Below are 24,297 nucleotides of genomic sequence, written 5' to 3'. Positions count from 1 at the left end.
GCGAAGCCGCCTCCCGTCAGACCGCCACCGTGGCGAGGGTTCTGCCGTCGAAGGTCTGGATGGTGAAGTGGTTGAGCTCGTCCTGCGGGAGGCTGGTGCCGCCGTGCAGGAGAAGCGGGTCGGGTGAGCCCGGCACGCCGTACCCCTTGTCCGGGATGCCCCAGCTCGCCACCACCTCGGAGCGGCCGTCGTCGCCGACCGCCATGAGCCGGCACTGCAGCGGGCCCTTGACGCCCTTGAGCTCCAGCGCGACGTGCGTGCCCCAGCCCTTGTCCTCCACGCCGACGAGCCCGGTCACGCCGGTGGCCGGGTCCGTCACCGAGTAGGTGCGGCCGGTCATGAGCAGGGCGCGGGCCGGGCTGTGGATGCTGTCGGGATCGGGACCTGCGGTCGTGGCGCTGACGCCGAGATAGACGCCGGCCGCGACGAGCACGCAGGCCGCCGCGGTCATGAACGCGCGGTGCAGGCTGCGGCGCCGCCGCTCGGTGGCGGCGCGGCGGACGAGGAGCGATTCGACCTGCGGATCCGGTGGTTGCGGCAGCAGGTCGTCCGGATGCACCCCCTTGATCAGCTCTCCCATGGCGGCGAACGACCCCACCTCGGCGGAACACGTCCCGCACCCGTGCAGATGGCGCTCGAAGGCCGCCCGCTCATCCCCGTCGAGCAGGCCCAGCGCGTACGCGGCCACGTCCTCGTGATGTACCTCGGTCATGGCGCCACCCCCCTGTCATCGTGACGCACCTTGGTCACGGCAGCGTCACCCCCCTTTCCTCCAGCGCGACCCGTAAGGCGCGCATGGCGTAGTACACGCGGGACTTCACCGTGCCGACGGGCACGCCGATCGTCTCCGCCGCCTCCTGGAGTGTGCGATCCAGGAGGAACGTCTCGGTGAGCACCTGCCGGTGCGCCGGGGAGAGCGACATCATCGCGTCGGTCACGACGATCTCGCGCAGCAGTTGTTCGTCCTCGGCGGCCACGGGCTGGGCGCGGTCGGAAAGGTCTTCGACGGTGTCGAGGGGGCGGGCGCTGTTGCGGCGCCGGTCGTCGATGACGACGCGCCGCGCGACGGTCGCGAGCCAGGGCATCAGCGAGCCGGATTCCGTGCGCAGGTCGTGGAGGTTGCGCCAGGCTCGTACGAGCGTCTCCTGGACGACGTCCTCGGCCCAGCGGCGATCGCCGCCCGTCAGCCTGATGGCGAAGGCCAGCAGGGGGGCGCCGTATTCGCGGTAGAGGGCTCGGACCATGGCCTCGTCCGTTACGCGGTGATTCACCACGGGCGGGCTCCTCGCGCTGCGGATATCATGAAATACCGCACTCGGTACGCTGATATTGGGAAATATCACTCTAGCGACGGCGCGCCGCGCGGGTGGGGTATTTTGCGAACCTCGCCGCATAGCCAGATTATTCCGCTAAATCGTGCTTCAGTCCCCCGGAGAGGGGATTATGATCATTCGGTTGACGATCCGCGATCCGGCGGCAGGCACCGCCGCCGACGCCGAGGTGACGGCGGAGCCCGAGACACCCATGGCCGAGAGCCCGCTCGTGCCGGGCGTCACGATCAGCGTGGGCGAGCCTGAGCGTACGCAACCCTGGCGGCCCCTCGCGGCGGCGGGCGCGATCCGCGCCTTCGCCGGCCCCGACGCCGGCCGGGTGGTCTGGCTGACGCCGGGCAGCCACCTGATCGGCCGCGAGCGTACCGACATCGACCTGCTCCGCGACTTCGACCGGGCCTTCTCCCCCGCGCCCGCCGCGCGCATCACGATGCCGCGCGACGAGGTGCCGCAGCGCAATAGGCGGTGGCGCTGCTTTCGTCGCTGTTGCCGCTGCCCAATTCGGTGGCGATGGCCATCGCTTCGACACGCTGCCCACGCTGCTGCAGGACATGCTCGCGCCCGCTGAGCTGAGCCGCGCCTACCTGGCCGCGTCCCGCCGCCTCGACCTCGTGCAGCTCGCGACCTTGACCCTGTAGCCGGCCGCTGACCACGATCGGGGGCATGCGCTTTCCCCGCGTCAAGCCCGAGCACGCCCCGCAGCGGCTCGGCGACGGGACCGTCCGGCTCGGCGGGGCGATGTTCGGCCTGGCCACGGAGATCCGGGACGCCGACGGCCACGCCTGGTCGGCCCTGACGCTCATGGACGGCACCCGCGCACCCGCCGAGATCGCCGCCGAGCTGCGCGCCGGCTTCGCGACGCTCACCCAGGAGGAGGCCGACGAGCTGGTGGCCGCGCTGCTGGCGTCGGGCCACGTGGAGGAGACGTCGCCGGGCCCCTGCGACGAGCTGAGCGAACGGGAGAAGGACCGCTACAGCCGCAGCCGCGACTACTTCCGCTGGGTGGACCTCACCCCGCGCGACCACGGCTGGGAGCCGCAGGTCACGCTCAAGTCCGCGCGCGTGCTGCTGATCGGCCTCGGCGGTACGGGCACCCACGCCGCCTGGTCGCTGGCCGCCTCGGGCGTGGGCCGGCTGCACCTGGTGGACCCCGACGTCGTCGAGCTGTCGAACCTCAACCGGCAGATCCTCTACACCGAGCCGGACGTCGGCCGCCCTAAGGCGGAGGCGGCGGTGGAGCGGCTGCGCCGGGTCAACTCCGACATCTCAGTCACCGGCGAACCGCTCACCGTGGACGGCCCCGACGCGCTGGCCCGCCTGATCGACGGCTTCGACGTACTGGCCCTCTGCGCCGACCGGCCCGGCGAGCCGGACGGCATCAGGACGTGGGCCAACCGGGCCTGCGCGCGGGCGGGCATCCCGTGGGTGACGGGCGGCTACAACGGGCCGCTGGTCAGCGTGGGCGTCTTCGGGCCCGGCGGTCCGTGTTTCGCGTGCGTACGGGCCGGCATCCCGCCGCAGCCCGGCGGCGGCTACGCCTGGCCCGGCGTCACCGGCATGTCGGCCGGGCTGTCGGGCCAGCTCGTGGCGTACGACGTGGTGCAACTGCTGACCGGCCTGTCGGCCACCCCGCCGGGCTATTTCCACGGCCTGTCATTGCTCGACCCGGATACGCATGTTTTTGCGCGATATCCCACCCGCAGCGGGTGTAATTTCTGTTATTAAGGGGGATGCGAAGGGAATCATACCGTCACCCCACTGTTTTCCTGACTTGCCCGGTAAGGAGTGCCATGAGCAACCCCCCTGCCCCGCAGAATCAGCAGGAGCGGAAGGCCCCCACCACGATCACCATCCGCCGCCTGGCCAAGGCCGAGACCCCGGCCGTGCTCCACCCCAGCCACGGCAACTCCAACTGAGCGAATTTCGGGGCGACCGCCGGTAATGGGGCATGGACGATTTCTTCTTCGAAACTCAGGGCCGTCCTATGCGCCGCCGCTCAGTGACGCGTCCAGTTCGCGGTGCTTGGCGATGGCGGTCTTGAGGAAGTGGCTCATGCCCTCCAGGCCCTGCATGACCTGGCGGGCGCCGTTGTTCCACCGATCGTAGTCCTGCTGGAACTTGCCCGAGGCGCGCTCGGTGACGAAGTCGCTGGTCACGAGCTGGTCGATCATCGCCTTGAGCTGGGTCGGTTCGCGCTGAACTCCTCAGCCATGCGGCCCCTCCTCGATGTCCTCGTAGGCGCGCCAGTCGCGGTAGACCGTCTCGACGACGCGGGCGCCGGCGGCCCGGCTCTCCATGCGCAGCCGCAGGCGTACCGGCAGCCCCGCGTCGTCCACCTGCACGGTGAACCGCACCGGGCCCTCGGCGCCGACGCCCGCGAACGACGCGGCGTCCTCCTCGCCCCGCACCCGGTGCGCGAGCGCGGAGCCGGTGAGCACGCGCCCGCCGCCCTCGGCGGGCCTGCTGGTCACGCCGGTTCCCGCCGCGTCGAGCAGCGCCTTGATCGTGTACGGCGAGCTCAGCTCCCGCACGCCGGGCGCCTGCTGCTGGGCGCACGGCTCGTTCGGCGGCCTGGCCGTGTCGAACGCCGCGCCGCCCGCCACGCCCCTGCTCCCGACCAGCGAGACCGTGACGGGCGCGGGGGCGTTCCCGCAGGTCAGCTTCATCGCGTACGCCGTGGACGCGGCCCCGTCGAAGCTCAGCCGCCCCTCGGCCACGGTCTCCCCGCTCACGTGCCGGAACGTGGCCGTGCGCGCGCCCATCGCGTCGACCAGGTCGTCCGTGGCGGCACGCCGCTCGCCGCCGGACGCCAGGATCACCACGCCGGCCGCCACGGCCACGGCGAGCACGCCGATCGCCAGCCCCGCGAGGTAGGCGGGCCGCCGCCACAACGGCCCGGGCGGCGGGGGCTCAGGATGCCGGACCCGCTCGTACGGCATCGTCCGCCGCTCGGCCGCCATCAGCAGCTCGTGCACCGAGCCGTCACTGCGCCGCCCAGAGTGCCGCCCGGGATGCCCGAGCAGGATGCGGACCAGGTCCACGGCCGGCGGGCGGGCACCCGGGTCCGGGCGGCGGCACTCGTCGATCACCGCGCGCAAGGCGGGCGGCAGCCGGTCGAGGTCGGCGCCGTCGTCCGGCAGCCGCCCCGTCGCCGCATACACCACGACGTCCGCCCAGTCGCCGACGTCGTGCCCGGGGAACAGGCTGTCCCTGGGCCCCGGCGCGAAGAACGCCTGCCCCTGGGGTGAGATCAGCACGTTCGCCGGGCTGAGCCGCAGCCCCGCGATGCCGCCCAGGTGCAGGCGCGCCATCGTGGTGGCGGTGCCGAGGGCGAACAGGTAGAGCCGCTCGCCCGTGAGCGGGCCCGCCGTCGCGAGGACGGCGGTCAGAGGCTCGCCCATGCCGAGGTAATCGCGCGGCCGAAGAGCCAGGCCGTCGCTCCATCCCTGAAATTCCATCGCCGTCCCCATGGTGGCCGGTCAGCGTGGGCGGCACCGCCGGTGATCGCGTTCCGGCAGGTCATCGGCGGGTGCCGCAGGTCCGACAGGTTGTACGCCGACTCCTTATGGCGGGTTCAACCCATGCCGAGCGGGTTTGCCGGGCTTGACCTTGACGCGACGTCAACGTGTCCCATGAGCGGGGAAACCGCCGGAGGAAGGAAGCACATGGTCAGAGCGGTGCTGCGGATCGTGGGGTTCGAGGTCAGGGGCCTGGCCGCCATCGCGGCGTGGATCGTGCGGCGGCGGCACGGGGTGCCGGACGGGGCGACGGCGCTCGCGTACGGCAAGGAGCAGGCGTTCATGCTGGGCCTGATGAGCTTCGCGATGGCGGTCGAGACCGTGGTCGTGGACCTGCTGCTGGCCGCGCTCGGCGTGCCCGGCTGGCTGCGGTACGGGGTGCTGATCGCCGACCTGTACGGCCTGCTGTACGTCCTCATGCTGGTCGCGGGCTGCGCCACCAGGCCGCACGTCGTCACCGCCGATGAGCTGCGCGTCAGGTACGGCGTCTACCTCGATCTGCGGGTGCCCCGTGAGCTGGTGGCGGGCGTACGGACCGGGCGGGCGTACCACCAGGGCGGCATGATCACGGTCGAGGGCGGGCGGCTGACCGTGGCGGTCTCCTCGCAGACGAACGTGACGGTCGAGCTGGCCGAGCCGGTCACCGTGGTCCGCCCGCTGGGCCGCCGCGCCGAGGTGACCTCGGTGAGGTTCTTCGCCCAGGATCCCGAGGCGGCGGTGGCGGCGCTCAAACCCGGCATCACCACTCGTACGAACGGCTAGGCGAACCACCTTCGCGGCGTTACCGTCCATTCAGCACCATCTCGGGATCTTCCACCCCTCGACCTCGGATGGAGGCGCCGCCTTGCTCTTATCTAGGCGTACGTCCTGGAAAACGAGATCACCCCTCATCGCGGCGATCGCGGCACTGTCCCTCATCACGGTGATGCCGGCCGGGCCGGCGCGGGCCGCCGCGCCGCCGGACATCTCCCTCACCAACGTCAAGGCCCACCTGTCGCAGCTCCAGTCCATCGCCACCGCCAACGGCGGCAACCGGGCGCACGGCAGGCCCGGCTACCTCGCCTCGGCCGATTACGTCAGGTCGCAGCTCGACGCGGCCGGCTACACCACCACCCTGCAGTCGTTCACCTACAACGGCGCGACCGGCTACAACGTCATCGCCGACTGGCCGGGCGGCGACCCGAACGACGTGCTCATGGTGGGCGCGCACCTCGACAGCGTCACCGCGGGGCCCGGCATCAACGACAACGGCTCGGGCAGCGCGGCCGTCCTGGAGACCGCGCTCGAAGTCTCCCGCCAATCGCTGCAGCCGGCCAGGCACCTGCGCTTCGCCTGGTGGGGCGCGGAGGAGCTGGGGCTGCGGGGGTCGCAGTTCTACGTGAACAACCTGCCGGCCGCAGAACGTACGCGGATCAAGGGGTACTTGAACTTCGACATGGTCGGCTCCCCCAACGCCGGATATTTCGTGTACGACGGCGACAACTCGGACGGCACGGGCGCCGGGCCAGGCCCCGCCGGGTCCGCGGCTTTGGAGCGCACCCTCCAGGACTACTTCACCTCCATCGGCGTCCAGACCCGCGGCACCGACTTCGACGGCCGCTCCGACTACGGGCCGTTCATCGCGGCGGGCATCCCGGCCGGTGGCACGTTCACGGGGGCCGAGGGCACCAAGACCAGCGCGCAGGCCGCGCTGTGGGGCGGCACCGCCGGGCAGGCGTTCGACGTCTGCTACCACCGCTCCTGCGACACCACGGCCAACATCAACGACACCGCGCTGAACAGGAACGCCGACGCCATCGCCTACGCCGTGTGGACCGTCGCCACCGCCGTACCGCCGGTCGTGGTCTGGCAGGACACGTTCGAGACGGCCACGGGCTGGACGGCGAACCCGAACGGCACCGACACGGCCGGCACCGGGCTCTGGGAACGCGGCGACCCGCAGGCCACCACCTCCAGCGGCGCCAAGCAGCTCGGCACCACGGTCAGCGGCACGAACGACCTGGTGACCGGCCGCCTGGCCGGCTCGTCGGCGGGCGACCACGACATCGACGGCGGCGTCACCTCGATCCAGTCACCGCCGATCACGCTCCCCTCGGCAGGCCCCCTGAACCTGTCCTTCTCGTACTACTTGGCGCACGGCTCGAACGCCTCCAGCGCCGACTACCTGCGCGTCCGCGTCGTCGGCAGCACCACGACGACCGTGCTCAACCAGCCCGGCGCCGCCGCCAACCGCAACGGCGCCTGGACCACCGCGACGGCGAGCCTGAACGCCTACGCGGGCCAGACCGTCCGCCTCCTCATCGACGCCGCCGACGCCTCAGGCGCCTCCCTCGTGGAGGCCGGCCTGGACGACGTCACCATCACCCGCTGACCGCGACCGGGGCGAGAGTGCCCTCGCCCCGGCGAAGCGGACTACCGGGCGGACTACGGGGCGGTGCGTGGCGGGATGCCGCGCAGGTCGAAGGCGAAGCGGGCCGTCGAGTCCGCGATGGCGTCGGCGTTCACGTCGAACACCTTCGCGTTGACGTTCGCGAGGGTGTCGCACGCCTGGTGGTAACACGGGTCGTACGGCGTGCCCGCCGTGCCGCCGAACATCGCCGCCTCCTCCGGCGTCTTGATGCCCTCCGCGCCGGTGAAGATGCCGCCGGCCGGGATGCCGACCGCGATGAACGGCCCGTAGTCGGAGCGTCCGTCGAAGTCGGTGCCGACGGTGGGCAGCTTGCGGCTCTTGAAGAAGTCGGCCAGTTGACGCTCGATCTTGGCCGAGCCGGCCGGGCCCGCGGGGGAGCCGACGCCGTCGGAGTCGTCGCCGTCGTACAGCTTGTACGCGTGGTTCGGCGAGGCCACCATGTCGAAGTTCAGGTACACCCTTATCCGGTCCCGCTGCGCCTCCGACAGCGACTCGACGTACTGGTCGGACCCGAGCAGCCCGATCTCCTCAGCGGCCCAGAACGCGAAGCGCATCTTGTGCTTGACCGGGTAGAGCGCCATCTCCTCCGCCACCTCGAGGACGGCGGCGGTGCCTGAGCCGTTGTCGTTGATGCCGGGGCCCTCGGGCACGCTGTCGAGGTGCGCGCCGACCATGACGACGTCGCGCGGGTCGCCGAAGCGGGACTCGGCGATCACGTTGTCGTTCTTGCCGAGCACGAGCGTGGCGTCCACCTTGACCCTGGCCGTGGTGCCGGGGTTCGCGGCCAGCTCGGCGCCGACCGCGAAGTCGGTGTAGAGCATGGGGATGCCGGCCCGCCACTCGCCGAGGTCGAGCGGGGTCGAGTCGGTACGTCCAGGCTGGCCCTCGTTGAAGACGATGACCGCGGACGCGCCCGCGAAGCCCGCGTTGCGTACCTTCTGGGCGAACGGGCAGGTGCCGCGCTGGATGAGCGCGATGTTCCCGGCCACGAACCCGGCGAAGTCCGCCTCCTCGCAGCCGCTGGTCGAGGTGGGCTCAGGGGTCGGCGGCAGGGTCAGGTCCACGCCCTGCACCTGCGCGGTGACGTCACCGGGCGGCGAGGGCTGGAAGGTGTGGAAGTCCTGCTCGGCCACGTACGCCTTCGGATCCGGCGAGACGCGCTGGAGCACCGCAGGGGCGTTCTCGGTCCAGCTCTCCACGTAGTCGATCGGCTGGAGCGTGACCTTGTACCCCGCCTTGCGCAGCTTGCCCGCCACGTAGTCGCGGGAGGCGTTGTAGCCGGGCGTGCCCGCGGCGCGGTTGCCGCCGTTCGCGGTGGCGATAGCCTGCAGGGCGTCCAGGTGTTTCTTGGCGCTGGTCCCCTTCACCTGCTTGACGAGCAGCTTGGCGAACACGTCGTCGAGCCCGCCCGCGTGCGCCGGTGCGGCCGTGACGAGCGATAACGCGAGCACGGCGAGCAGTACGGTGAACGTCCTTCGCATAGGGTCCCCCAGGGAAGGTCGGAAGAGCGGCGATTCCCCCCGAGCAGCCGCCCCCGGACGGTAACCCGCCAACCGACCAGCGTGAAGACCCATAAATCCGGACTTATCCGCCGCCAGCCGCGCCGCCCACAGCCCCCGCCGCCAGCCACGGGCGACGGCCCGGCTCCGCGGGCGGCAGTCCGGCGCCGCAGGCGGTTATCCGGTGCGGCGGGCCCGGACGGCTAGTCGGCGCGGCGGGCGCGGGCGCGGCGCTTGCCCTCGTGCATCGCCTGTACGCGCGCCACCGGGATCGTGTGCCCCTCCTCGACGAGGTCGGCGGGCAGCGCCTGCGGCGCCGGCATGTGCTCGGCCCACGGGTCGCCCTCACCCAGCCGCTCGACGGCGGTGCGGATGGTGAACTCGCCAGGCCGCACGCCGTCGAGCTCGTCCCAGGCCACGGGGAACGAGACGGGCACGCCGGGCCGGATCCGCGGGCTGTAGGCGGCCGCCACCGTCGCGCCGCCCGCCCGGGTGGAGTCGAGGAACACCTTGCCCTCACGGTCCTCTTTGATGAACGCGGTGGTGGCCAGCGCCGGGTCCAGCCGCTCGGCGCGGGCGGCCAGCGCCCGGGTGGCGGCGGCCAGGTCGTCCATCGCGGTGCCGGGCACGACGGGCACGAACACGTGCACCCCCTTGGCCCCGCTGGTCTTGACGGCCCCCGCCAGCCCGCAGTCGGCCAGCGCCTGCCTGACGAGGTGCGCGCCCCGGACGGCCGGCGCGAAGGAGTCGTGCTCGGGCGGGTCGAGGTCGAGCACCATGTGCGTGGGGTGCTCACCGGCGTAGAGCGCCGGGTGGTACTCGACCGCCCGCTGGTTGGCGAACCAGAGCAGCGTCCTGCGGTCGTCGCACAGCGCGTACGTGACCTGCCGCCGCGCGGAATCCGCCCACATGGTCACCGACCGCACCCAGTCGGGAGCGTATTTGGGCAGGTTCTTCTGCATGAACGGCTCCTGCCCCGGGCGTACCCGGATGACCGAGAGCGGCCGGTCGCGCAGCACGGGCACCATCCGGCCCGCGACCGCGTCGAGGTAGTCGACCAGGTCCCGCTTCGTGGCGTCGGCGCCGTCGAAGAGGGGCTGGTCGAGGTTGGTCAGGGAGACCCCGTCGCGCGTCTCGTCAGCGGCCACCCGCCCTACGATGCCCACACTCGAACGTGTGGTCAACAACCCGGCCTGTTAGAGTGAGCCGTTGACGCGGGGTGCCCGGAAAGCCGGGCTGAGATCACACCCGTCGAACCTGATCTAGTTCGCACTAGCGAAGGGACGTCATGGCAGCGAACGCCGTTCCCAAAGTCCTGACCATCGCGGGCACCGATCCGAGTGGCGGGGCCGGCATCCAGGGCGACCTCAAGACCTTCTCCGCGCTCGGCGCGTACGGCATGACGGTCGTCACCGCGCTGGTCGCGCAGACCACGACGGGCGTGACCGGCATCCACGAGGTGCCCGCCGCGTTCGTGGCCCAGCAGCTCGACACCCTGCTCACCGACGTGCCCGCCGATGCCGTGAAGATCGGCATGCTGGGCGACGCCGACCTGATCAAGGCGGTGGCGGCGGCGCTCGACACGTACCGGCCGCCTCATGTCGTGCTCGACCCCGTCATGGTCGCCAAGAGCGGCGACCGGCTGCTGCCCGCCGACGCGGTGAGCGAGCTGCGCCGCACGCTGCTGCCGCGCGCCGACCTCATCACCCCCAACCTGCCCGAGGCGGCCGACCTGCTCGGCGAGCCGCAGGCGAGCGGGCTGCCCGAGATGCACGCGCAGGCGGCCAGGCTGCGCGCGCTCGGCGCCCGGCAGGTGCTGCTCAAGGGCGGCCACCTCGACGGCGACACCTGCGTCGACGTGCTGGCCACCCCCGAGGGCACGATCGAGCTGGCCGCGCCGCGGGTGCCGACGCACAACACCCATGGCACGGGCTGCACGCTGTCCTCGGCCATCGCGGCTCTGCGGCCCCGCCACGACGACTGGCCCGGTGCGGTGCGCGCCGCGAAGGACTACCTGACGCAGGCGCTGCGCGCCGCCGACTCGCTGGGCGTCGGCCACGGCCACGGCCCGGTCCACCACTTCCACAACGCCTGGTAACCGGCCCCCTTCTCGCGAAAGAGACGCGATGTTCTGCGATGACATCTGGCAGCGCACGTCCGAGCTGATGCGCGCCATCCACGAGCACCCCTTCGTGACGGCACTCGGCGACGGCTCGCTCGACCGTGAGACGTTCGCCTTCTACATGGTGCAGGACGCCCGCTACCTGGAGGCGTTCTCGAAGGCGCTGGCCGCCGCCTCCGTCCGCGCCGACGACTCCGACGAGGCGGCGTTCTGGGCCATGAGCGCGCACACCGCGCTGGTCGCCGAGCGCGAGCTGCACTCCGGCTACATCGAGGAGCTGGGCGCGGCCGTCAAGGGCATCGCGACCTCGCCGACGTGCCTGGCGTACTCGTCGTTCTTGCAGGCCACCGCCCTGTCGGCGCCGTATCCGGTGATCGCGGCGGCGGTGCTGCCGTGTTTCTGGATCTACCAGGACGTCGGCACCGCGCTGCTCGCCAAGGCCGGCGACGATCCCGCGCACCCGTACGCCAAGTGGATCTCCACCTACTCCGACCCCGAGTTCGCCGCCTCCGTCGAGCGGGCCAAGGCCATCACCGACCGGCTCGCCGCCGCCTCCCTCCCGGACACCCGCGAGGCGATGGCGCAGGCGTACGGGCGGGCGGCGGCGTACGAGTGGATGTTCTGGGACAGCGCGTGGCGGCGCGAGGGCTGGCCCACGGCCGCCTGGCTGGCCCCCTGACGCCGCTCAGGGCGACTTCGCCATCAGCTCCTTCTCCTCGCGGGTGGCGATGAGCCCCGACGGCGCCACGATCGTGGACTCCTGGAACGGCGCCTCCGTGTCGGGCAGCGGTTCGCGCAGCCGGATCGCCTTGATCCAGATGCGGGCGGCGTCGAGGAGGACCACGATGATCAGCACGGCGAAGAGCGCGGCCAGCACGCCGTCAACGGTCGAGTTGACCACGATCTGCCGCATCGCGTCCTCCGTCCTGGCGGGCGCGAGCAGTTGCCCCTGGTCGAGCGCCGCCTGATAGCGGTCGCGCTGGGCGAAGAAGCCGAGCGTGGGGTCGGGCGAGAACACCTTCTGCCAGCTCGCGGTGAGCGTGACGGCGGCGTCCCAGGCCAGCGGGACGCCCGTCACCCACGCCCACTTGAGCCGGCCGCTCTTGATCAGCAGCGTGGTGGCCACGGTGAGCGCGACGGCGGCGAGGAGCTGGTTCGCGATGCCGAACAGCGGGAAGAGCTGGTTGATGCCGCCGAGCGGGTCGTTGACGCCCTGGTAGAGGAAGTAGCCCCAGGCCGCCACCACGACGGCGCTGGTCGCGACGAGTCCGGGCCACCAGCTCACCCGGGAGATCGGCTTCCACAGGTTGCCGATCGTGTCCTGGAGCATGAACCGGCCCACCCGCGTGCCCGCGTCCACGGTGGTGAGGATGAAGAGCGCCTCGAACATGATCGCGAAGTGGTACCAGAACGCCTGGAGTCCCGCGCCGCCGAGGAAGCCGGAGAAGATCTGCGAGATGCCCACGGCCAGGGTGGGCGCGCCGCCCGTCCGCGCGATCAGCGTCTCCTCCTGCACGGCCGCCGCCGCGGCCTGCAGTTGCTCGGGGGTGATGACGAAGCCCATGTTCGTGACGGCTTCGGCGGCGCTCTGCACGGTCGCGCCGACGACGCCCGCCGGTGAGTTCATCGCGAAGTAGAGGCCGGGGCTCAGCACGCAGGCCGCGGTGATCGCCATGACCGCCACGAACGACTCCATGAGCATGGAGCCGTAGCCGATCATCCTGACCTGCGTCTCCTTCTGGATCATCTTCGGCGTCGTGCCGGACGAGATCAGCGCGTGGAAGCCGGACAGCGCGCCGCAGGCGATGATGATGAACACGAACGGGAACAACGACCCGGCGAAGACCGGCCCTTCGCCGTTGAAGGCGAAGTCGGTGAACGCGGTCGTCCGCAGCGGCGGCATGGTGACCGCGATGCCGACCGCGATCAGCACGATCGTGCCGATCTTCATGAACGTCGACAGGTAGTCGCGCGGCGCGAGCAGCATCCAGACGGGCAGCACGGCGGCGACGAACCCGTACGCGATGAGCCACAGCGCCAGCGCCGACGGGCTGAGCGTGAAGGTCGGCGCCCAGCTCGACTCCTGCACCCAGCCGCCGGCCATGATGGCGAGGATCAGCAGCACGACCCCGATGACCGTCGTCTCGACGACCCTGCCCGGCCTGATCACCCGCAGGTAGAAGCCCATGAACAGGGCGATCGGGATGGTCATCGCGATGGAGAAGACGCCCCAGGGCGACTGCGCGAGCGCGTTCACCACGACCAGCGCCAGCACCGCGAGCAGGATGATCATGATGGCGAAGACCGCGATCAGCGCCGCCGCGCCGCCCACCGGGCCGATCTCCTCGCGGGCCATCTGCCCGAGGCTCCTGCCGTTGCGCCGCATGGAGAAGAACAGCACCACCATGTCCTGCACGGCTCCGGCGAAGATCACCCCCGCGATGATCCAGATCGTGCCGGGCAGGTAACCCATCTGCGCGGCCAGCACGGGACCGACCAGCGGCCCCGCCCCCGCAATGGCGGCGAAGTGGTGGCCGAACAGGATGCGCCGGTCGGTCGGGTGGTAGTCGATGCCGTTGTCGAGCCGCTCGGCGGGGGTGGCCCTGCGATCGTCGGCCCGCAGCACCTTGCGGACGATGAAGCGGGCGTAGAAGCGGTAGGCGATCGCGTACGAGCCGAGCGCGGCGCACAGCAGCCACACCGCGTTGACGTTCTCGCCTCTGGACAGGGCGAGCACCGCCCAGCCGACGGCCCCGACGAGGGCCACCGCCGTCCAGATGATGATGGAACGCAGCTTCACCGGTTACCTCCCATGTGTCTGGCGACGGACAGGATCAGTCGTGAGCCGTGTTGTGTGCCGGACGGCCCAGGCAGCAGCGCAGCCCGGCGTCCGGCAGCAGGTCGGTGGTGAAGCGCCGCCAGCGCCACAGCGGGCGGCAGTCGATGGTGACGGGCAGCTCGGCGAGGTGCACCCAGGCGGTCGGGTGGGCGTACACGAGACCGGTCGGGCCGAGCTCGCGCGCCCGGCGCGGCAACCTGCTGCGCCGCAGCGGCCGGACCGAGAACTCGCCCGCGTCCGCGCAGCACAGACCGGTGACGTGCCAGTCGAAGAAGACCACTTCGTCGGCGCGCAGGGCGTCACGGGCGGCGGGGGTGAGCGTGACACGGGACATCCGTGGCTCCTGGTGAACAGGCAGCTCAAATTAACGTCGGCCTTACCCTGCGGTTGCTCGGTCGAAACGCTTCAGTGCCTCACGAAACGATCACGTGGGCGATCCGCACGACTTATCCGGAAATTTCGCCTCATTTACACCATGGACAACAATCCGTCACCTAGGTACGTTCGCTAGCGAAGCGATGACAACGCTGTCATTCCTGGTCTCCCCCCGACGAGGAGCAGTGAACGCCATGGTCTCCCGACGCGAATTCCTCCTGGCGAACGGCACGGTCCTCGCGGCCGGCGCACTGGGCCTGAGCCTGCCCGCCGCCCCCGCCGCCGCCTCCACCTCCGCCCCCTTGTTGCCCGGCTTCGGCCGCCCCACCCGCCTCGACTACGCCGACCTCGCCACCCTGCACGGCGACGACCAGCTCCTCCTGACCACCCTTCAGGGAGTCGTCAACCGCCGCCGCCCCCGCCTGTACTTCAACTACAACGAGGAGGGCTACGACGAGCGCTGGCTGTCCAGCACCGGCGCCGCCGTCACCCGCCACGACCGCCCGCTCGACCTCGTCGCCCGCTACCGAGGCGAGGTGCGCGGCGCGATCCTGCACGACCCCGGCGTCCCCGACTCGGTGAACGTCGCCACCACTCTGGCCGGCCTGGAGAACGCCGTCGCCGCCACCGCCGAGCAGGCCGAGGAGCACCGGCTCAAGGTCATCACCGACCTGCGCGGCCGCTTCGACCCCGACGACGTGCTCGCCACCTACCGCTGGCAGCTCGACACACTCTGGCCCCGCTGCACCCACGCCCTGCTCAGCGGCCTGCCGCCGACCAGGACCGTGTCCGTCGAGAACGTCCAGTGGCGCGAGATCGCCAGGGAGACCGAGCGCATCAGGGACACCTCCAACCGCGAGGTGCGCACCTTCGACCTCAGCCAGGAGCTGTCCGGCGAGGAGGGCGTCTTCCTGCGCTTCCAGGACTCGCTCGGCGACGACGGCTGGGGAGCCTCCGTCGGCTCCTTGGTCGTCAAGTCCGACGGCACCCAGATCGCCGCCTTCACGCCCGGCACCGACGCCGAGGCGCCGTACCTCTTCGACGGCGTCAACTCGGCCGTCGGCGCCGAGTCCAACCGCTTCGCCGACGGCGGCGGCTACTTCATCTACCGCTTCACCCCGCCGGCCGGCACCCGCGAGCTGCTCGTCGAGGTGGACCTGTGGAACCAGTACCTGGTCACCGCCACCACCACAGCGCCCACCCGGGTCGAGCCGTTCCCCTACTTCCGCGACTACACCGTGGCCAGCCGGGCCATGGTGTTCTGGCTGCCGCCGTCCGGTGAGACCGGCAAGCTGCTCGACGAGATCTTCGGCAAGGTCAGGCCCACGACCCCGTACGCCGGCTGGTTCTCCAACGACGTGGCCGGCGAGTGGGGCGGCGTGGACCGCGCCTCCCAGCACGCCGTGGAGGTCGTGCCCGCCGACTACTACATGAACGGCACCGTGCACGCCGGCGTCGCCGCCAAGGTCTCCGACCGCGTACGCCCGCGTCCCCGCGCCACCCTGCGCAACCGCGTCTACCTCACGCTCACCGTCGGCGAGGGCGACAACATCCAGTACTGCCAGCGGCGCATGCGGCAGCTCTGGGACGACCCCGCGCGCGGCCGCGTCCCCACCAACTGGACGGTCAGCCCGCTGCTCGCCGACATCGGGCCCGCGCTGCTCGCCCACTACCAGCGCACCGCCACCGAGAACGACCTGCTCATCGCCGGGCCGTCCGGCGCCGGTTACACCTACCCGGGCTCGTGGCCCGAGGCCGACCTGGCCGCCTACACCAAGCTCACCGGCCGGTTCCTGCGGCGCACCGGCATGGACCTCGTCTACGCCTACAACCACCGCAACGCCGACGACGACGGCTGGGTCGCCTTCGACGAGCGGATCGCCGCCTCCTACCGCAGGAACACCCCGATCCGCGGCATCATCCAGTCGTGGGAGACCGGCGACCTGCAGACCCACGTCGGCGGGCTGCCGGTCATCGGCAACCTCTACCCGCAGGGGAAGGCGCAGGAGTACCGCGACGGGCTGCTCAGGCACATCGAGGGCTGGGACGGCTCCACGCCGCTGTTCATCGCCGGCGCCGTGAACGCGTGGAACTGGACGCCGACCGACATCGCCGAGCTGGGCGAGCTGCTGGGCGACCCGTTCGAGATCGTCCGCGGCGACGCCTTCTTCGACCTCCTCAACCGCCACCTCACGAAGAAGTAGAACGGCCGGCCTCGGCTGCTGGAAGTGGGGTGAGGCCGAAGGCGGCGGCGAGGTCGGCGGCCAGGTCGTCCAGGGTCCGCGAGCCGTCCACGTCCACGACGGGCAGGCCGGTCTCGCGGGCCTGGCGGCGTACCTCGGCGTCCCACAGCTCGTCCCGCGCCACCCGCACGGCCAGCGCCGCGGCCGGGTCCACGTCGCCGTAGGTGGCGCGGGCCGCGGCGGGGTCGGCGTAGCGGGCCGCCAGGTTCCTGCGCCGGAACCCCGGCTCCGGCAGCAGGAACACCGCCTGCTCAGGGCGCTCCAGCAGCGGCGCGAGCTCGCGGGGCAGCGGCCGGAAGTCGTCCACCAGCACCGGCCGATCGGCGGGCAGCGCCAGCAGCTCCTCGACCACGAACCCGAACGTCTCGCCGTGCAGGCTCGGCATCGCGCGGAACACCTCTTCCGGCGCGCGCCCGGCGAACCGCTCCTCCTTGGGCATCCGCACCAGAGCGCACATGTACGGCTGCCGCTCCGGCGTGCACCGCCTGGCGTACCGGGCCTCGGCACGATCACCGTCGTAGACGGACAACTCGTACCGCTCGGCCAGAATCCGGGTGATGGTGCTCTTGCCGGCCCCCGTCCCACCCGCGATCCACCGTACGTGCGCCAGCTCGTCAGCTCCCATGCCTCCACCCTTTCACGACCCCCGAGCACCCCTCCGTAAGCTGAGCCGCGAGGCGTCCGTGTACCCCGCCCACGCCTGACTCTGAGGGCTTCTACCGGAAGCTGGGGCTCCGTATGACCGGTGAGGTCAGCGAGGGTGAGACGGTCGGCGTTCTCGACCTGGCGTGAAGTACGGCTCGGCGGCCTCCAGCCGGGGCGTGGGGACGTTCAGCCGGCGGGCCTCCGCCAGCGCGTCCCGGCAGATCTCCCGCGGCTCCTCGGCCTCGGGGTCGGAGTGGGCCGCGAAGTTGCCGCGTACCAGAGGAAGATGAGCGGTCAGCCACGCGAGCGCGGGCCCCGTCAGCCAGGTGGGCGCACGGAACGACCGCACGATGGCCCGGTGCCGGCGCAGATCGACGCCGCGCGCCTCGACGAGCGGGAGCAGCTCGCGCGTGACCCGCATCGCCTCGCGCAGGTCGCCCGTCTTTCCCACCAGGTCGGCCAGCGAGCCCAGCCGCACCCCCTGTGAGTGGAGCCCGGCATCGGCCACGAAGTGCAGCCACAACCAGCCGCGGAAGTCGGGCCGCTCCTTGACGCGGAAGCCGGCCGTGCGGAACGTCTGGCGTGCGGCCCGCTCGCGTAGGGTCGGGGGCCGGCCGAGGGTGCCGAAGACGACCGACGACAGCAGCATCCCCCGGAGCACCCCGTCATCGCCGAACCCGCCCCCCGCCTGCGGGAAACCCCACGCGACCCGGGCGGGCGGCAGGTCGCCGACGGCGGCGAGCGGCTCGGCCCAGAGATTGCCGAAGACCAGCACGGTGGCCTCGCCGAGGCGCGGCGCGAGGAAGGCGGCCGCCTCCGGGAGACGGTGATGCGGCACGCTCAGCACGATCAGCTCGAAGTCGTGGTCTTCCGGGAGTGTCTCGCGGTAGCGCGCCGGGTACGTCCCGGCGACGCGCCGCCGCCCCACCCGTCGGCGCGTGTCCGTCAGGTCGAGGTCGATCGTCTCCCCGTACGTCGCGGCGCGCCCCGGCCGTACGTAGAACTCGACGTCATGCCCCGCCTGCCGCAGAGCCCAGCCGTAGATGCCGGCGATCACGCCCCGGCCGACCATGAGGATCCTGATGGCACACCTCGCTATGATGAAGTGGAGACAATCTCCACTTCCTGGAACATATGGAGACGGATTCCGCTTTGTCAACACGGGATGTCACATGATCGCCGCAAAGCCGCCGCGCGCCGGCACTGAGCGTGCACGAGGTGCCGCATGACTGCAGGAAAACCGCTGCGCGCCGACGCCCGGCGCAACCGCGCAGCCCTGCTCGCCAAGGCCCGCGAGGTCTTCGACGCCGGAGACTTCTTCGACCTGCGCTACGACGACTTCGCCCAGCTCGCCGGCGTGGGCGTCGGCACGCTCTACCGGCACTTCCCCACCAGGGAGGCGCTGGCCGAGGCGGTCTACCACGAGGAGGTCGCTGCGCTGTGCGACCGCGCCCGCCACCTCCAGTCGGCACTCCCGGCGGAGGAGGCGCTGGCGGCCTTCCTGCGCGGCATGGTCGACCACATGCACGCCCACCAGGGCCTCGCCCGTACGTTGGCGACCCTCATGACCAGCGGGTCGGAGCCGGTCGCCGAGGGCAGCCGCGCACTGGAAAAGGCCGTCACGGGCCTGATCACCGCCGCCGCGAACGCGGGCGCCGTCCGCGACGACGTGGGACCCGGCACCGTGATGATGGCGCTGCACGGCATCGGCGCCGCCCACGACCGCCCCGACTGGCGAGCCGAGGCCGACGGCGTCATCACCCTCCTGCTGGACGGCCTGCGCTCGCGTCAACCCAGAGTTGACGCTAGGCCAACGTCAACCTATGGTTGACGCATGAGCACCAACCCGGTCCGCCTGGACGACCTCATCACCGCGATCAGAAGCCGCCACCCCGACGGCGACCCCCTGAGCGAGCTGTCCGACGCCGTCACGCTCGCCGAGCACATCGGCGAAGTCGCGGACCACCTCATAGGCCACTTCGTCGACCAGGCCCGGCGTTCCGGAGCATCGTGGACGGAGATCGGGCGTAGCATGGGCGTCACCAAACAGGCCGCCCAGAAGCGATTCGTCCCCAAGGAAGGCAGCAGCGCCAAGCCCATGACCGACGACCTGCAGACGTTCACCCGCTACACCGATCGCGCCCGCATCGTCGTGGTCAAGTCCCAGGAAGAGGCCCGCGCGTCCAAGCACGCGCAGATCGAGCCGGCCCACCTGGTGCTGGGCCAGCTGCACCAGCCCGACGCCCTGGGCGCCGTCACCATGGGCGCGCTCGGCGCGCCCGTCGATACGGTCAGGAACGCGCTGGCGGCGGCGCTCGGCACGGGCCCGGGGAGCGCGGAGCAGTTCCTGCCGTTCGCGGCCCAGAGCAGGAAGGCGCTCGAGCTCGCCGCCCGCGAGTCGCTGCGCCTCGGCCACGACTGGATCGGCACCGAGCACCTCCTGCTCGGCGTCCTGTCCCTCGACGACGCCCCGGTGGTGGGCGTGCTCGCCGGCCTCGGCGTCACCAAGGAGCCGGCCGAGCAGCACATCGTCCGTACGGTGGGCCAGCTCCGCAACCTCACGTGACCGGCGACGCGATCACGGAGGCGAGCAGCCGCGTCTACGAGCAGCTGCGCGGCGGCGACCTCGACTACGCCACGCTCCTCGACCTCGTGATCGTGCTGGACGACCACGGCGTCAGCACCCCCGCGACCAGGGAGTTCCTGGAGTCCGACCCTGCCGACCTGTCCCGGGTGGCGCAGGCGGTCCTGCGGGAGACGTCGTTCGAGCCGCCGTTCGCGGTCGAACCCGGCTGGTGGCGCACCCTGGAAGAGGCGCTCGCCGTCGTGGAGCGCGACGCCCGCGCCACCGGCGTCACCGGCACGCTGCGGCTCAACGTCCCCGACTGGGACCCGCACGGGTACGCGCGCGTGGAGTTCCGCGGCGCTTACCAGGGCAACGGCATGGCCCCCTCGACCGGCAGCGACCCGGTCGGGGCACTCGCCGACGTCGCCGACGCCGCCCAGGAGGTCATCGTGGAGATGATCTGGCGGGCCTGGCCCGTCTGTCCCGAACACGACCGCGGCCTGTGGGTCGCGCATCTGGACGACACCGTCGCCTGGCGCTGCACGTACGGCGGCGCCCACCTGGTCGCCGCCGTCGGCGAGCTACCCTCCGTCTGAGGGCCAGTTGCGCAGGACGGCGTCGAGCGCGTCCAGGGTGCGGTTCCAGGACTCGTCGACCGGGCGCGGGGTGTGCCGGAACGCGCCGACCATCTCCAGGCTCACGTATCCGTGGAAGGCGGCGCCCAGCATGCGTACGGCGTCGGTCTGGGCAGGGTCGGGCAGGTCGTAGCCGCGCAGGATCGCCCGCGTCATCTCGGAGTGGCGCGGGGCCGCGCTGTCGGCGGCGGTCTCGTAGTCCATCTCCAGCTGCGCGGCGGCGTACCGGCCCGGATGTTCCTTCGCATAGTCCCGGTACGCGTTGGCGAACGCCACCAGCGCGTCCTTGCCCGACCGCCCGGCGAGCGCGGTGGCGGCGCGGTCGGCGAGCTCGGCCAGGGCCAGCTTGGCCACCCTGATCCGAAGGTCCTGGAGGTCCTTGACGTGTGAGTACAGGGCCGCCGGCTTGACCCCGAACGCGCGCGCGAGCGCCGAGACGGTGACGTTCTGGAAGCCGATCTCGTCGGCCAGCTCCGCCGCCGCCTGGGTGAGGCGTTCCGCGGTCACTCCCGCACGTGCCATGCGCTGCCTTTCATCGCTTGCTACGCTATTTAATCAGTTGCTTACGAGCTTTAAGAAGGACTAGCGTCGCCGCTCATGCGTCCCATCACAGATCACGACATCCGTACATCTTTCATCAACTGCTCCAAGGGTGAGGCCAAGCGGCTCGGCACCCCCAAGGATCTCGCGGACCTCCCGTGGGACGACCTCGACTTCCTCGGCTGGCGCGACCCGGGCGCCCCCGAGCGGGCGTACCTCGTCGCCGACCACGGCGGCACGCTCACCGGCGTCGCGCTGCGCGTGACGTCCGGCGCGGCGCGCGCGTTCACCTCCCGCAGCATGTGCTCGCTCTGCCTCACCACGCACACCAACGGCGGCGTCGCGCTGATGACCGCCCGCCGCACCGGCGAGGCCGGCCGTCAGGGCAACACCGTCGGCCAGTACGTCTGCGCCGACCTCGCCTGCTCCCTCTACACCAGGGGCAGGAAGAAGGCGCCCGGCGACGGCGCACTCATGGACGAGTCGCTGACCGTGGAGGACAAGATCGCCCGCGTGCGGGTCAACCTGGAGGCGTTCCTGGACAAGGTGACGGCCTGATCCTGATCACCTCGTCCAGCAGCCGGCCGGCGCTCTCGGCGGGCGACTCCCCCTCGGTGTGCAGGACGGTCGTGGCCAGCTCGCGGGTCCCCGCGTCGTGGACCCATTCGTGCAGGAAGTCGTGGCCGTCGCCGGTGATCCAGTCCGTCCCCTTGGTGGCGATGCTCCGCTCCCGCAGCACCCGTACGGACTGGTCGGGGTCGGGGGACGGCACCACCAGCACCACGTGCTCCACCGGCCGCAACGCCTCCCGCACCCGCTCCCGCAGGTCGGGCCGGGTGTACTGGCCGTGCCCCGCGCCGAACGCGATGACCGCGTCAGGATGCTCGGCCACGACGCGCTCGACCGCGTGCGCCCGCGCCGGCTCCCACTCGCGCTCGGCCGCGACCCTGCCCACGGCGCGGATGCGCTCGCGCAGCCGGTCCATGCTCCAGCCCACCTCGGCGTAGTAGGCGGCGCCGAGCGCGTCGACGTCCACGAACCGCCGCCCGGTGGCGGCGGCCACCGCCTCTCCCAGCGTGCTCTTCCCGGTCGCGGCCGGACCGATGAGCACCATCCACGCGCACATCCCCCCATTTTCGGCTGACGGTGGGAGGGCGCGCCTCGGTAGCGTGCCCGCCATGCGACTCACGGACGTGACCTCCACCATGGAGACGATCTAGGCGAACTTCCTCTTGAGCAGGTCTTTGGCGGCCTGAGGGGCCTTGGCGGGTGAGCCGGCGTCGAAGGGCGGCTGGGGGTCGTACTCGATGGCGAGCTGGATCGCCTCCGCCGTCGTCCGGTCCTTGAGCCGCGCCACGAGCGCGAGCGCCATGTCGATGCCCGACGACACCCCCGCCGCCGTCACGACGTCGCCCTGGAACACCACCCGCTCCGGCGTGTAGGTCGCGCCGAACGACTCCAGCACGTCCACGGCCCCCCAGTGCGTGGTCGCCGACAACCCCTTGAGCAGCCCCGCCGCACCCAGCAGCAGGGACCCGGTGCACACCGAAGTCGTCCATGCGCTCGTCTCGTGCATCCGCCGGATCCAGTCGAGGAGCGGGCGATCGTCCAGCAGCGCCCTGGCCCCCGGCCCTCCCGGGACCAGCAGCACGTCGCAGGCGTCGATGTCCTCGAAGGCGGCGTCAGCGGTGAGGGCCAGCCACTTGGGGACGTCGCGGACGGGCCCGGCCTGCTCGGCCACGAAGACGATCTCAGCGTCCGGCAGGAACTTCAGCACCTCGTACGGGCCGACGGCGTCGAGCGCCGTGAACCGATCGAACAACGGAATGGCGATGCGCACGGCGACTCCCTCGGCAGAGGCGAATGCTTGCTTTGCTAAGTTAGCATGTTAAGTTGTGGACAGAAATCTCAGCTTCACCCTGCACGTCCTCACCGCCCGCCTGGATCGTGCGGCCGACCGGCTCCTGCGGGCCGAGCACGACATCTCCTACAACCGCTTCCTGGCCCTGACCCTGGTGGGGGAACTCGGCGCCTCGACGCAACGCGCCCTGGCCGACGCCCTCGGGGTCACCGAGCCGTCGGTGAGCCGCATGACGTCCGTCCTCGCCGCCGACGGGCTGCTCGACGTCCGGCCCGACCCCGGCGGCGGCCACCGCCGCCACCTGAGCCTCACGGACAAGGGACGGCGGCTCGTGGCCTCGGTCCAGCAGGGCTTCGAGGAACGCATGAACGCCCTCGTCGCCCACAGCGGGGTGCCGTACGCCGAGTACGCCCGGCACACCGCGCAACTGCTCGCCACCCTCGACCGCGCAGAACGGGACGCCTGACCGGGCCGAGTACGCCGCCCTCCGCGACACCCTGGCCGACGCCACTCTCGAAACCCTGCCCGGCCTCAACCACTTCGGCCCGGAAGGAAAGACAGCCCCGCTCATGGCCGACCACGCCCGTGCCTTCCTTCTCTGACCAGGCTCAGTTGGGGTGGCGCACCATGAAGACGTCCACCTCATCCTCGGCCTCTCGCGTGAACCCGTGCCGGTCGTACAACCGCCGCGCCGAACTGCCCTGCAGCACGTTCAGCCGGACCACGGCCCCTTCCCGATCACACCGCTCCAGCAGCCTCCGCAGCACAGCAGTGCCGATGCCCCTGCCCTGCAGCTCCGGCGCCAGGTAGAAGTGCTCCAGCCAGTGGCAGTCCTCCGCCGACCGCAACGCCACACAGCCGGCGAAGTCACCACCCACCTCGATCACCCACGTGTGCGCCGGCACGAACCCATCCCGCAACCGCTGCCGCACCCGACGCTCGTCGTACCGCCCGAGCCGCTCAAGGTCCTCCCTGAGCACCACGGCCCGCAACTCAGCCACAGCCTCGACATCGCCCATCACAGCAGCCCGAAGCGCCCAATCCCCCACAAAACGCGATGCTATCGCCCCACTGCGGCGCCTGCCGGAGCCGTGTTGCCGCAGGGAGGCATCAGGCCTGACCATGCATAATCGCCAGATGTTCGACTTCGGCATCAATGGATACCGCCCCACCTGGCTGAGCGGCGGCCCGGCAGTAACCGCCGCGCATGGCGCGAGACTGGCCATGCTGGAAGGCCGGAAGCTGACGCGCGCTCTCCTGGTGTGGGATCTCGACGAGGACAGCTGGTTCTCCGATGGCCTGATCCTTCTGGATTTCGAGGGAGAGCAGGTCGAGATCGTCCACCACAAGTTCCATGACACCTCCCTTACGTGGAACGTGGTCGACCCGGCTCAGCCGCTGGATTGGGCCGGCCAGGGATTTCGGCTGGCCTGGCGAGAAGGCATACCGGCTGAATTGGCGCGGCTGCAGGGGCAGAGCCTGCAGGCCGTGGAGCTGCTGACGTGGATGGGGGAAGACCCGGCGTACGGGACGGTGGCTGTCGGATTCGTTTTTCCGCAGGGCCGAGTGACCATCTACAACGCTCTTGATGAGAACGGCATGGACTTCGGAGAGCCCGATCAGCAGTACGCACGCCAAAGCCTGACGAGCGGCTTGCCTGGCTGAACGAGGTCGCGACCGTGGGCACTGACATCTACGGCTTCATTGGGACTC

General features: G+C 71.2%; 27 protein-coding genes, 1 pseudogene and 1 riboswitch. Of the genes and pseudogenes, 14 read left to right on the top strand and 14 right to left on the bottom strand.

Going from position 1 to position 24,297, the window contains the following annotated elements; all coding sequences use genetic code 11:
- Window positions 1–16: 16 nt before the first annotated feature.
- Window positions 17–712 carry a zf-HC2 domain-containing protein gene (locus AB0K18_RS23055; RefSeq protein WP_364917399.1) on the bottom strand — a complete coding sequence of 232 codons (696 nt, stop codon included), beginning with the start codon at window positions 710–712 and terminating at the stop codon, window positions 17–19.
- 34 nt (window positions 713–746) lie between these two features.
- Window positions 747–1,244 (bottom strand): sigma-70 family RNA polymerase sigma factor, encoded by a 498-nt coding sequence (locus AB0K18_RS23050; RefSeq protein ID WP_355417230.1) that lies wholly within the window; start codon window positions 1,242–1,244, stop codon window positions 747–749.
- A 211-nt stretch (window positions 1,245–1,455) separates the two neighbouring features.
- Here AB0K18_RS23050 and AB0K18_RS23045 point away from each other — a divergent pair, with 211 nt between their 5' ends.
- The 3 genes from AB0K18_RS23045 (at window position 1,456) to AB0K18_RS23035 (ending at window position 3,247) form a co-directional block, all read left to right on the top strand.
- The gene (locus tag AB0K18_RS23045) at window positions 1,456–1,899 is read left to right on the top strand and encodes a hypothetical protein (RefSeq protein ID WP_364917396.1); all 444 of its coding nucleotides are present in this window, start codon (window positions 1,456–1,458) and stop codon (window positions 1,897–1,899) included.
- A gap of 95 nt (window positions 1,900–1,994) precedes the next feature.
- The gene (locus tag AB0K18_RS23040) at window positions 1,995–3,056 is read left to right on the top strand and encodes a HesA/MoeB/ThiF family protein (RefSeq protein WP_364917394.1); all 1,062 of its coding nucleotides are present in this window, start codon (window positions 1,995–1,997) and stop codon (window positions 3,054–3,056) included.
- A 65-nt stretch (window positions 3,057–3,121) separates the two neighbouring features.
- Window positions 3,122–3,247 (top strand): hypothetical protein, encoded by a 126-nt coding sequence (locus tag AB0K18_RS23035; RefSeq protein WP_364917391.1) that lies wholly within the window; start codon window positions 3,122–3,124, stop codon window positions 3,245–3,247.
- Window positions 3,248–3,313: 66 nt separating this feature from the next.
- Here AB0K18_RS23035 and AB0K18_RS23030 read toward each other — a convergent pair.
- Together AB0K18_RS23030 and AB0K18_RS23025 are read right to left on the bottom strand one after the other, a co-directional pair.
- Window positions 3,314–3,517: pseudogene (locus AB0K18_RS23030) on the bottom strand (WXG100 family type VII secretion target); the annotation flags it as partial.
- A gap of 18 nt (window positions 3,518–3,535) precedes the next feature.
- Complete coding sequence (locus tag AB0K18_RS23025) at window positions 3,536–4,789, bottom strand: hypothetical protein (RefSeq protein ID WP_364917389.1); 1,254 nt, start codon at window positions 4,787–4,789, stop codon at window positions 3,536–3,538.
- Between the two features lie 207 nt (window positions 4,790–4,996).
- On the opposite strand from AB0K18_RS23025, the gene AB0K18_RS23020 reads away from it, so the two are divergent.
- Both AB0K18_RS23020 and AB0K18_RS23015 read left to right on the top strand, forming a co-directional pair.
- Window positions 4,997–5,611 (top strand): hypothetical protein, encoded by a 615-nt coding sequence (locus tag AB0K18_RS23020; RefSeq protein ID WP_364917386.1) that lies wholly within the window; start codon window positions 4,997–4,999, stop codon window positions 5,609–5,611.
- A gap of 82 nt (window positions 5,612–5,693) precedes the next feature.
- A complete protein-coding gene (locus AB0K18_RS23015) occupies window positions 5,694–7,220 on the top strand; it encodes a M28 family peptidase (RefSeq protein ID WP_364917383.1) in 1,527 nt (508 codons plus the stop codon).
- A 53-nt stretch (window positions 7,221–7,273) separates the two neighbouring features.
- Here AB0K18_RS23015 and AB0K18_RS23010 read toward each other — a convergent pair whose 3' ends face one another.
- Together AB0K18_RS23010 and AB0K18_RS23005 are read right to left on the bottom strand one after the other, a co-directional pair.
- Window positions 7,274–8,740 carry a M28 family metallopeptidase gene (locus tag AB0K18_RS23010; RefSeq protein ID WP_364917380.1) on the bottom strand — a complete coding sequence of 489 codons (1,467 nt, stop codon included), beginning with the start codon at window positions 8,738–8,740 and terminating at the stop codon, window positions 7,274–7,276.
- 221 nt (window positions 8,741–8,961) lie between these two features.
- Window positions 8,962–9,906 carry an ATP-dependent DNA ligase gene (locus AB0K18_RS23005; protein ID WP_364917377.1) on the bottom strand — a complete coding sequence of 315 codons (945 nt, stop codon included), beginning with the start codon at window positions 9,904–9,906 and terminating at the stop codon, window positions 8,962–8,964.
- A gap of 57 nt (window positions 9,907–9,963) precedes the next feature.
- Window positions 9,964–10,059, top strand: a riboswitch (TPP riboswitch).
- On the opposite strand from AB0K18_RS23005, the gene thiD reads away from it, so the two are divergent.
- The gene (gene thiD / locus AB0K18_RS23000; protein WP_364917375.1) at window positions 10,047–10,856 is read left to right on the top strand and encodes a bifunctional hydroxymethylpyrimidine kinase/phosphomethylpyrimidine kinase; all 810 of its coding nucleotides are present in this window, start codon (window positions 10,047–10,049) and stop codon (window positions 10,854–10,856) included. It overlaps the preceding riboswitch by 13 nt.
- Window positions 10,857–10,884: 28 nt before the next feature.
- A complete protein-coding gene (locus AB0K18_RS22995) occupies window positions 10,885–11,559 on the top strand; it encodes a TenA family protein (protein ID WP_355417029.1) in 675 nt (224 codons plus the stop codon).
- Between the two features lie 6 nt (window positions 11,560–11,565).
- On the opposite strand, the gene AB0K18_RS22990 is transcribed toward AB0K18_RS22995, so the two are convergent.
- Window positions 11,566–13,680 (bottom strand): carbon starvation CstA family protein, encoded by a 2,115-nt coding sequence (locus tag AB0K18_RS22990; RefSeq protein WP_364917373.1) that lies wholly within the window; start codon window positions 13,678–13,680, stop codon window positions 11,566–11,568.
- A gap of 34 nt (window positions 13,681–13,714) precedes the next feature.
- Complete coding sequence (locus AB0K18_RS22985) at window positions 13,715–14,053, bottom strand: hypothetical protein (RefSeq protein WP_364917371.1); 339 nt, start codon at window positions 14,051–14,053, stop codon at window positions 13,715–13,717.
- Between the two features lie 235 nt (window positions 14,054–14,288).
- Here AB0K18_RS22985 and AB0K18_RS22980 point away from each other — a divergent pair, with 235 nt between their 5' ends.
- Window positions 14,289–16,298: a GxGYxYP domain-containing protein gene (locus tag AB0K18_RS22980; protein ID WP_364917369.1), complete on the top strand. Its 2,010-nt coding sequence runs from the start codon at window positions 14,289–14,291 to the stop codon at window positions 16,296–16,298.
- On the opposite strand, the gene AB0K18_RS22975 is transcribed toward AB0K18_RS22980, so the two are convergent.
- Both AB0K18_RS22975 and AB0K18_RS22970 read right to left on the bottom strand, forming a co-directional pair.
- The gene (locus AB0K18_RS22975) at window positions 16,285–16,962 is read right to left on the bottom strand and encodes a hypothetical protein (protein WP_364917367.1); all 678 of its coding nucleotides are present in this window, start codon (window positions 16,960–16,962) and stop codon (window positions 16,285–16,287) included. The two genes, AB0K18_RS22980 and AB0K18_RS22975, sit on opposite strands and share 14 nt — an antisense overlap.
- 126 nt (window positions 16,963–17,088) lie before the next feature.
- The gene (locus AB0K18_RS22970) at window positions 17,089–18,054 is read right to left on the bottom strand and encodes a 2-dehydropantoate 2-reductase N-terminal domain-containing protein (RefSeq protein ID WP_364917365.1); all 966 of its coding nucleotides are present in this window, start codon (window positions 18,052–18,054) and stop codon (window positions 17,089–17,091) included.
- 153 nt (window positions 18,055–18,207) lie between these two features.
- Between AB0K18_RS22970 and AB0K18_RS22965 the strand changes: the two genes are divergently transcribed.
- The 3 genes from AB0K18_RS22965 to AB0K18_RS22955 are packed head-to-tail and all read left to right on the top strand — an operon-like array spanning window position 18,208 to window position 20,144.
- Entirely contained in the window at window positions 18,208–18,813 is a 606-nt protein-coding gene (locus AB0K18_RS22965) for a TetR/AcrR family transcriptional regulator (protein WP_364917361.1), read from the top strand.
- A gap of 3 nt (window positions 18,814–18,816) precedes the next feature.
- Window positions 18,817–19,548: a Clp protease N-terminal domain-containing protein gene (locus AB0K18_RS22960; RefSeq protein WP_364917358.1), complete on the top strand. Its 732-nt coding sequence runs from the start codon at window positions 18,817–18,819 to the stop codon at window positions 19,546–19,548.
- Complete coding sequence (locus AB0K18_RS22955; protein WP_364917355.1) at window positions 19,545–20,144, top strand: hypothetical protein; 600 nt, start codon at window positions 19,545–19,547, stop codon at window positions 20,142–20,144. The genes AB0K18_RS22960 and AB0K18_RS22955 overlap by 4 nt, the downstream gene beginning before the upstream one ends.
- On the opposite strand, the gene AB0K18_RS22950 is transcribed toward AB0K18_RS22955, so the two are convergent.
- Window positions 20,130–20,705: a WHG domain-containing protein gene (locus tag AB0K18_RS22950; RefSeq protein WP_364917353.1), complete on the bottom strand. Its 576-nt coding sequence runs from the start codon at window positions 20,703–20,705 to the stop codon at window positions 20,130–20,132. The genes AB0K18_RS22955 and AB0K18_RS22950 overlap by 15 nt on opposite strands.
- A 75-nt stretch (window positions 20,706–20,780) precedes the next feature.
- Between AB0K18_RS22950 and AB0K18_RS22945 the strand changes: the two genes are divergently transcribed.
- Window positions 20,781–21,281, top strand: coding sequence for an FBP domain-containing protein (locus AB0K18_RS22945; RefSeq protein WP_364917350.1), 501 nt, complete (start codon window positions 20,781–20,783; stop codon window positions 21,279–21,281).
- Here the strand turns inward: AB0K18_RS22945 and AB0K18_RS22940 are convergent.
- The gene (locus AB0K18_RS22940; RefSeq protein ID WP_364917348.1) at window positions 21,244–21,849 is read right to left on the bottom strand and encodes a shikimate kinase; all 606 of its coding nucleotides are present in this window, start codon (window positions 21,847–21,849) and stop codon (window positions 21,244–21,246) included. The genes AB0K18_RS22945 and AB0K18_RS22940 overlap by 38 nt on opposite strands.
- A 90-nt stretch (window positions 21,850–21,939) precedes the next feature.
- Window positions 21,940–22,563: a DJ-1/PfpI family protein gene (locus tag AB0K18_RS22935; RefSeq protein WP_364917346.1), complete on the bottom strand. Its 624-nt coding sequence runs from the start codon at window positions 22,561–22,563 to the stop codon at window positions 21,940–21,942.
- 55 nt (window positions 22,564–22,618) lie between these two features.
- Here AB0K18_RS22935 and AB0K18_RS22930 point away from each other — a divergent pair, with 55 nt between their 5' ends.
- A complete protein-coding gene (locus AB0K18_RS22930; protein ID WP_364917343.1) occupies window positions 22,619–23,050 on the top strand; it encodes a MarR family transcriptional regulator in 432 nt (143 codons plus the stop codon).
- Between the two features lie 142 nt (window positions 23,051–23,192).
- Here AB0K18_RS22930 and AB0K18_RS22925 read toward each other — a convergent pair whose 3' ends face one another.
- Window positions 23,193–23,585, bottom strand: coding sequence for a GNAT family N-acetyltransferase (locus AB0K18_RS22925; RefSeq protein ID WP_364917340.1), 393 nt, complete (start codon window positions 23,583–23,585; stop codon window positions 23,193–23,195).
- A 136-nt stretch (window positions 23,586–23,721) separates the two neighbouring features.
- On the opposite strand from AB0K18_RS22925, the gene AB0K18_RS22920 reads away from it, so the two are divergent.
- Window positions 23,722–24,249 (top strand): hypothetical protein, encoded by a 528-nt coding sequence (locus AB0K18_RS22920; protein WP_364917338.1) that lies wholly within the window; start codon window positions 23,722–23,724, stop codon window positions 24,247–24,249.
- Window positions 24,250–24,297: the final 48 nt, after the last annotated feature.

It is taken from the genome of Nonomuraea sp. NPDC049421, assembly GCF_040677005.1.
Lineage (GTDB): Bacteria > Actinomycetota > Actinomycetes > Streptosporangiales > Streptosporangiaceae > Nonomuraea > Nonomuraea salmonea.
Note: the sequence above shows the minus strand (reverse complement) of the source record. Positions and strands in the feature narration are given on the sequence as shown.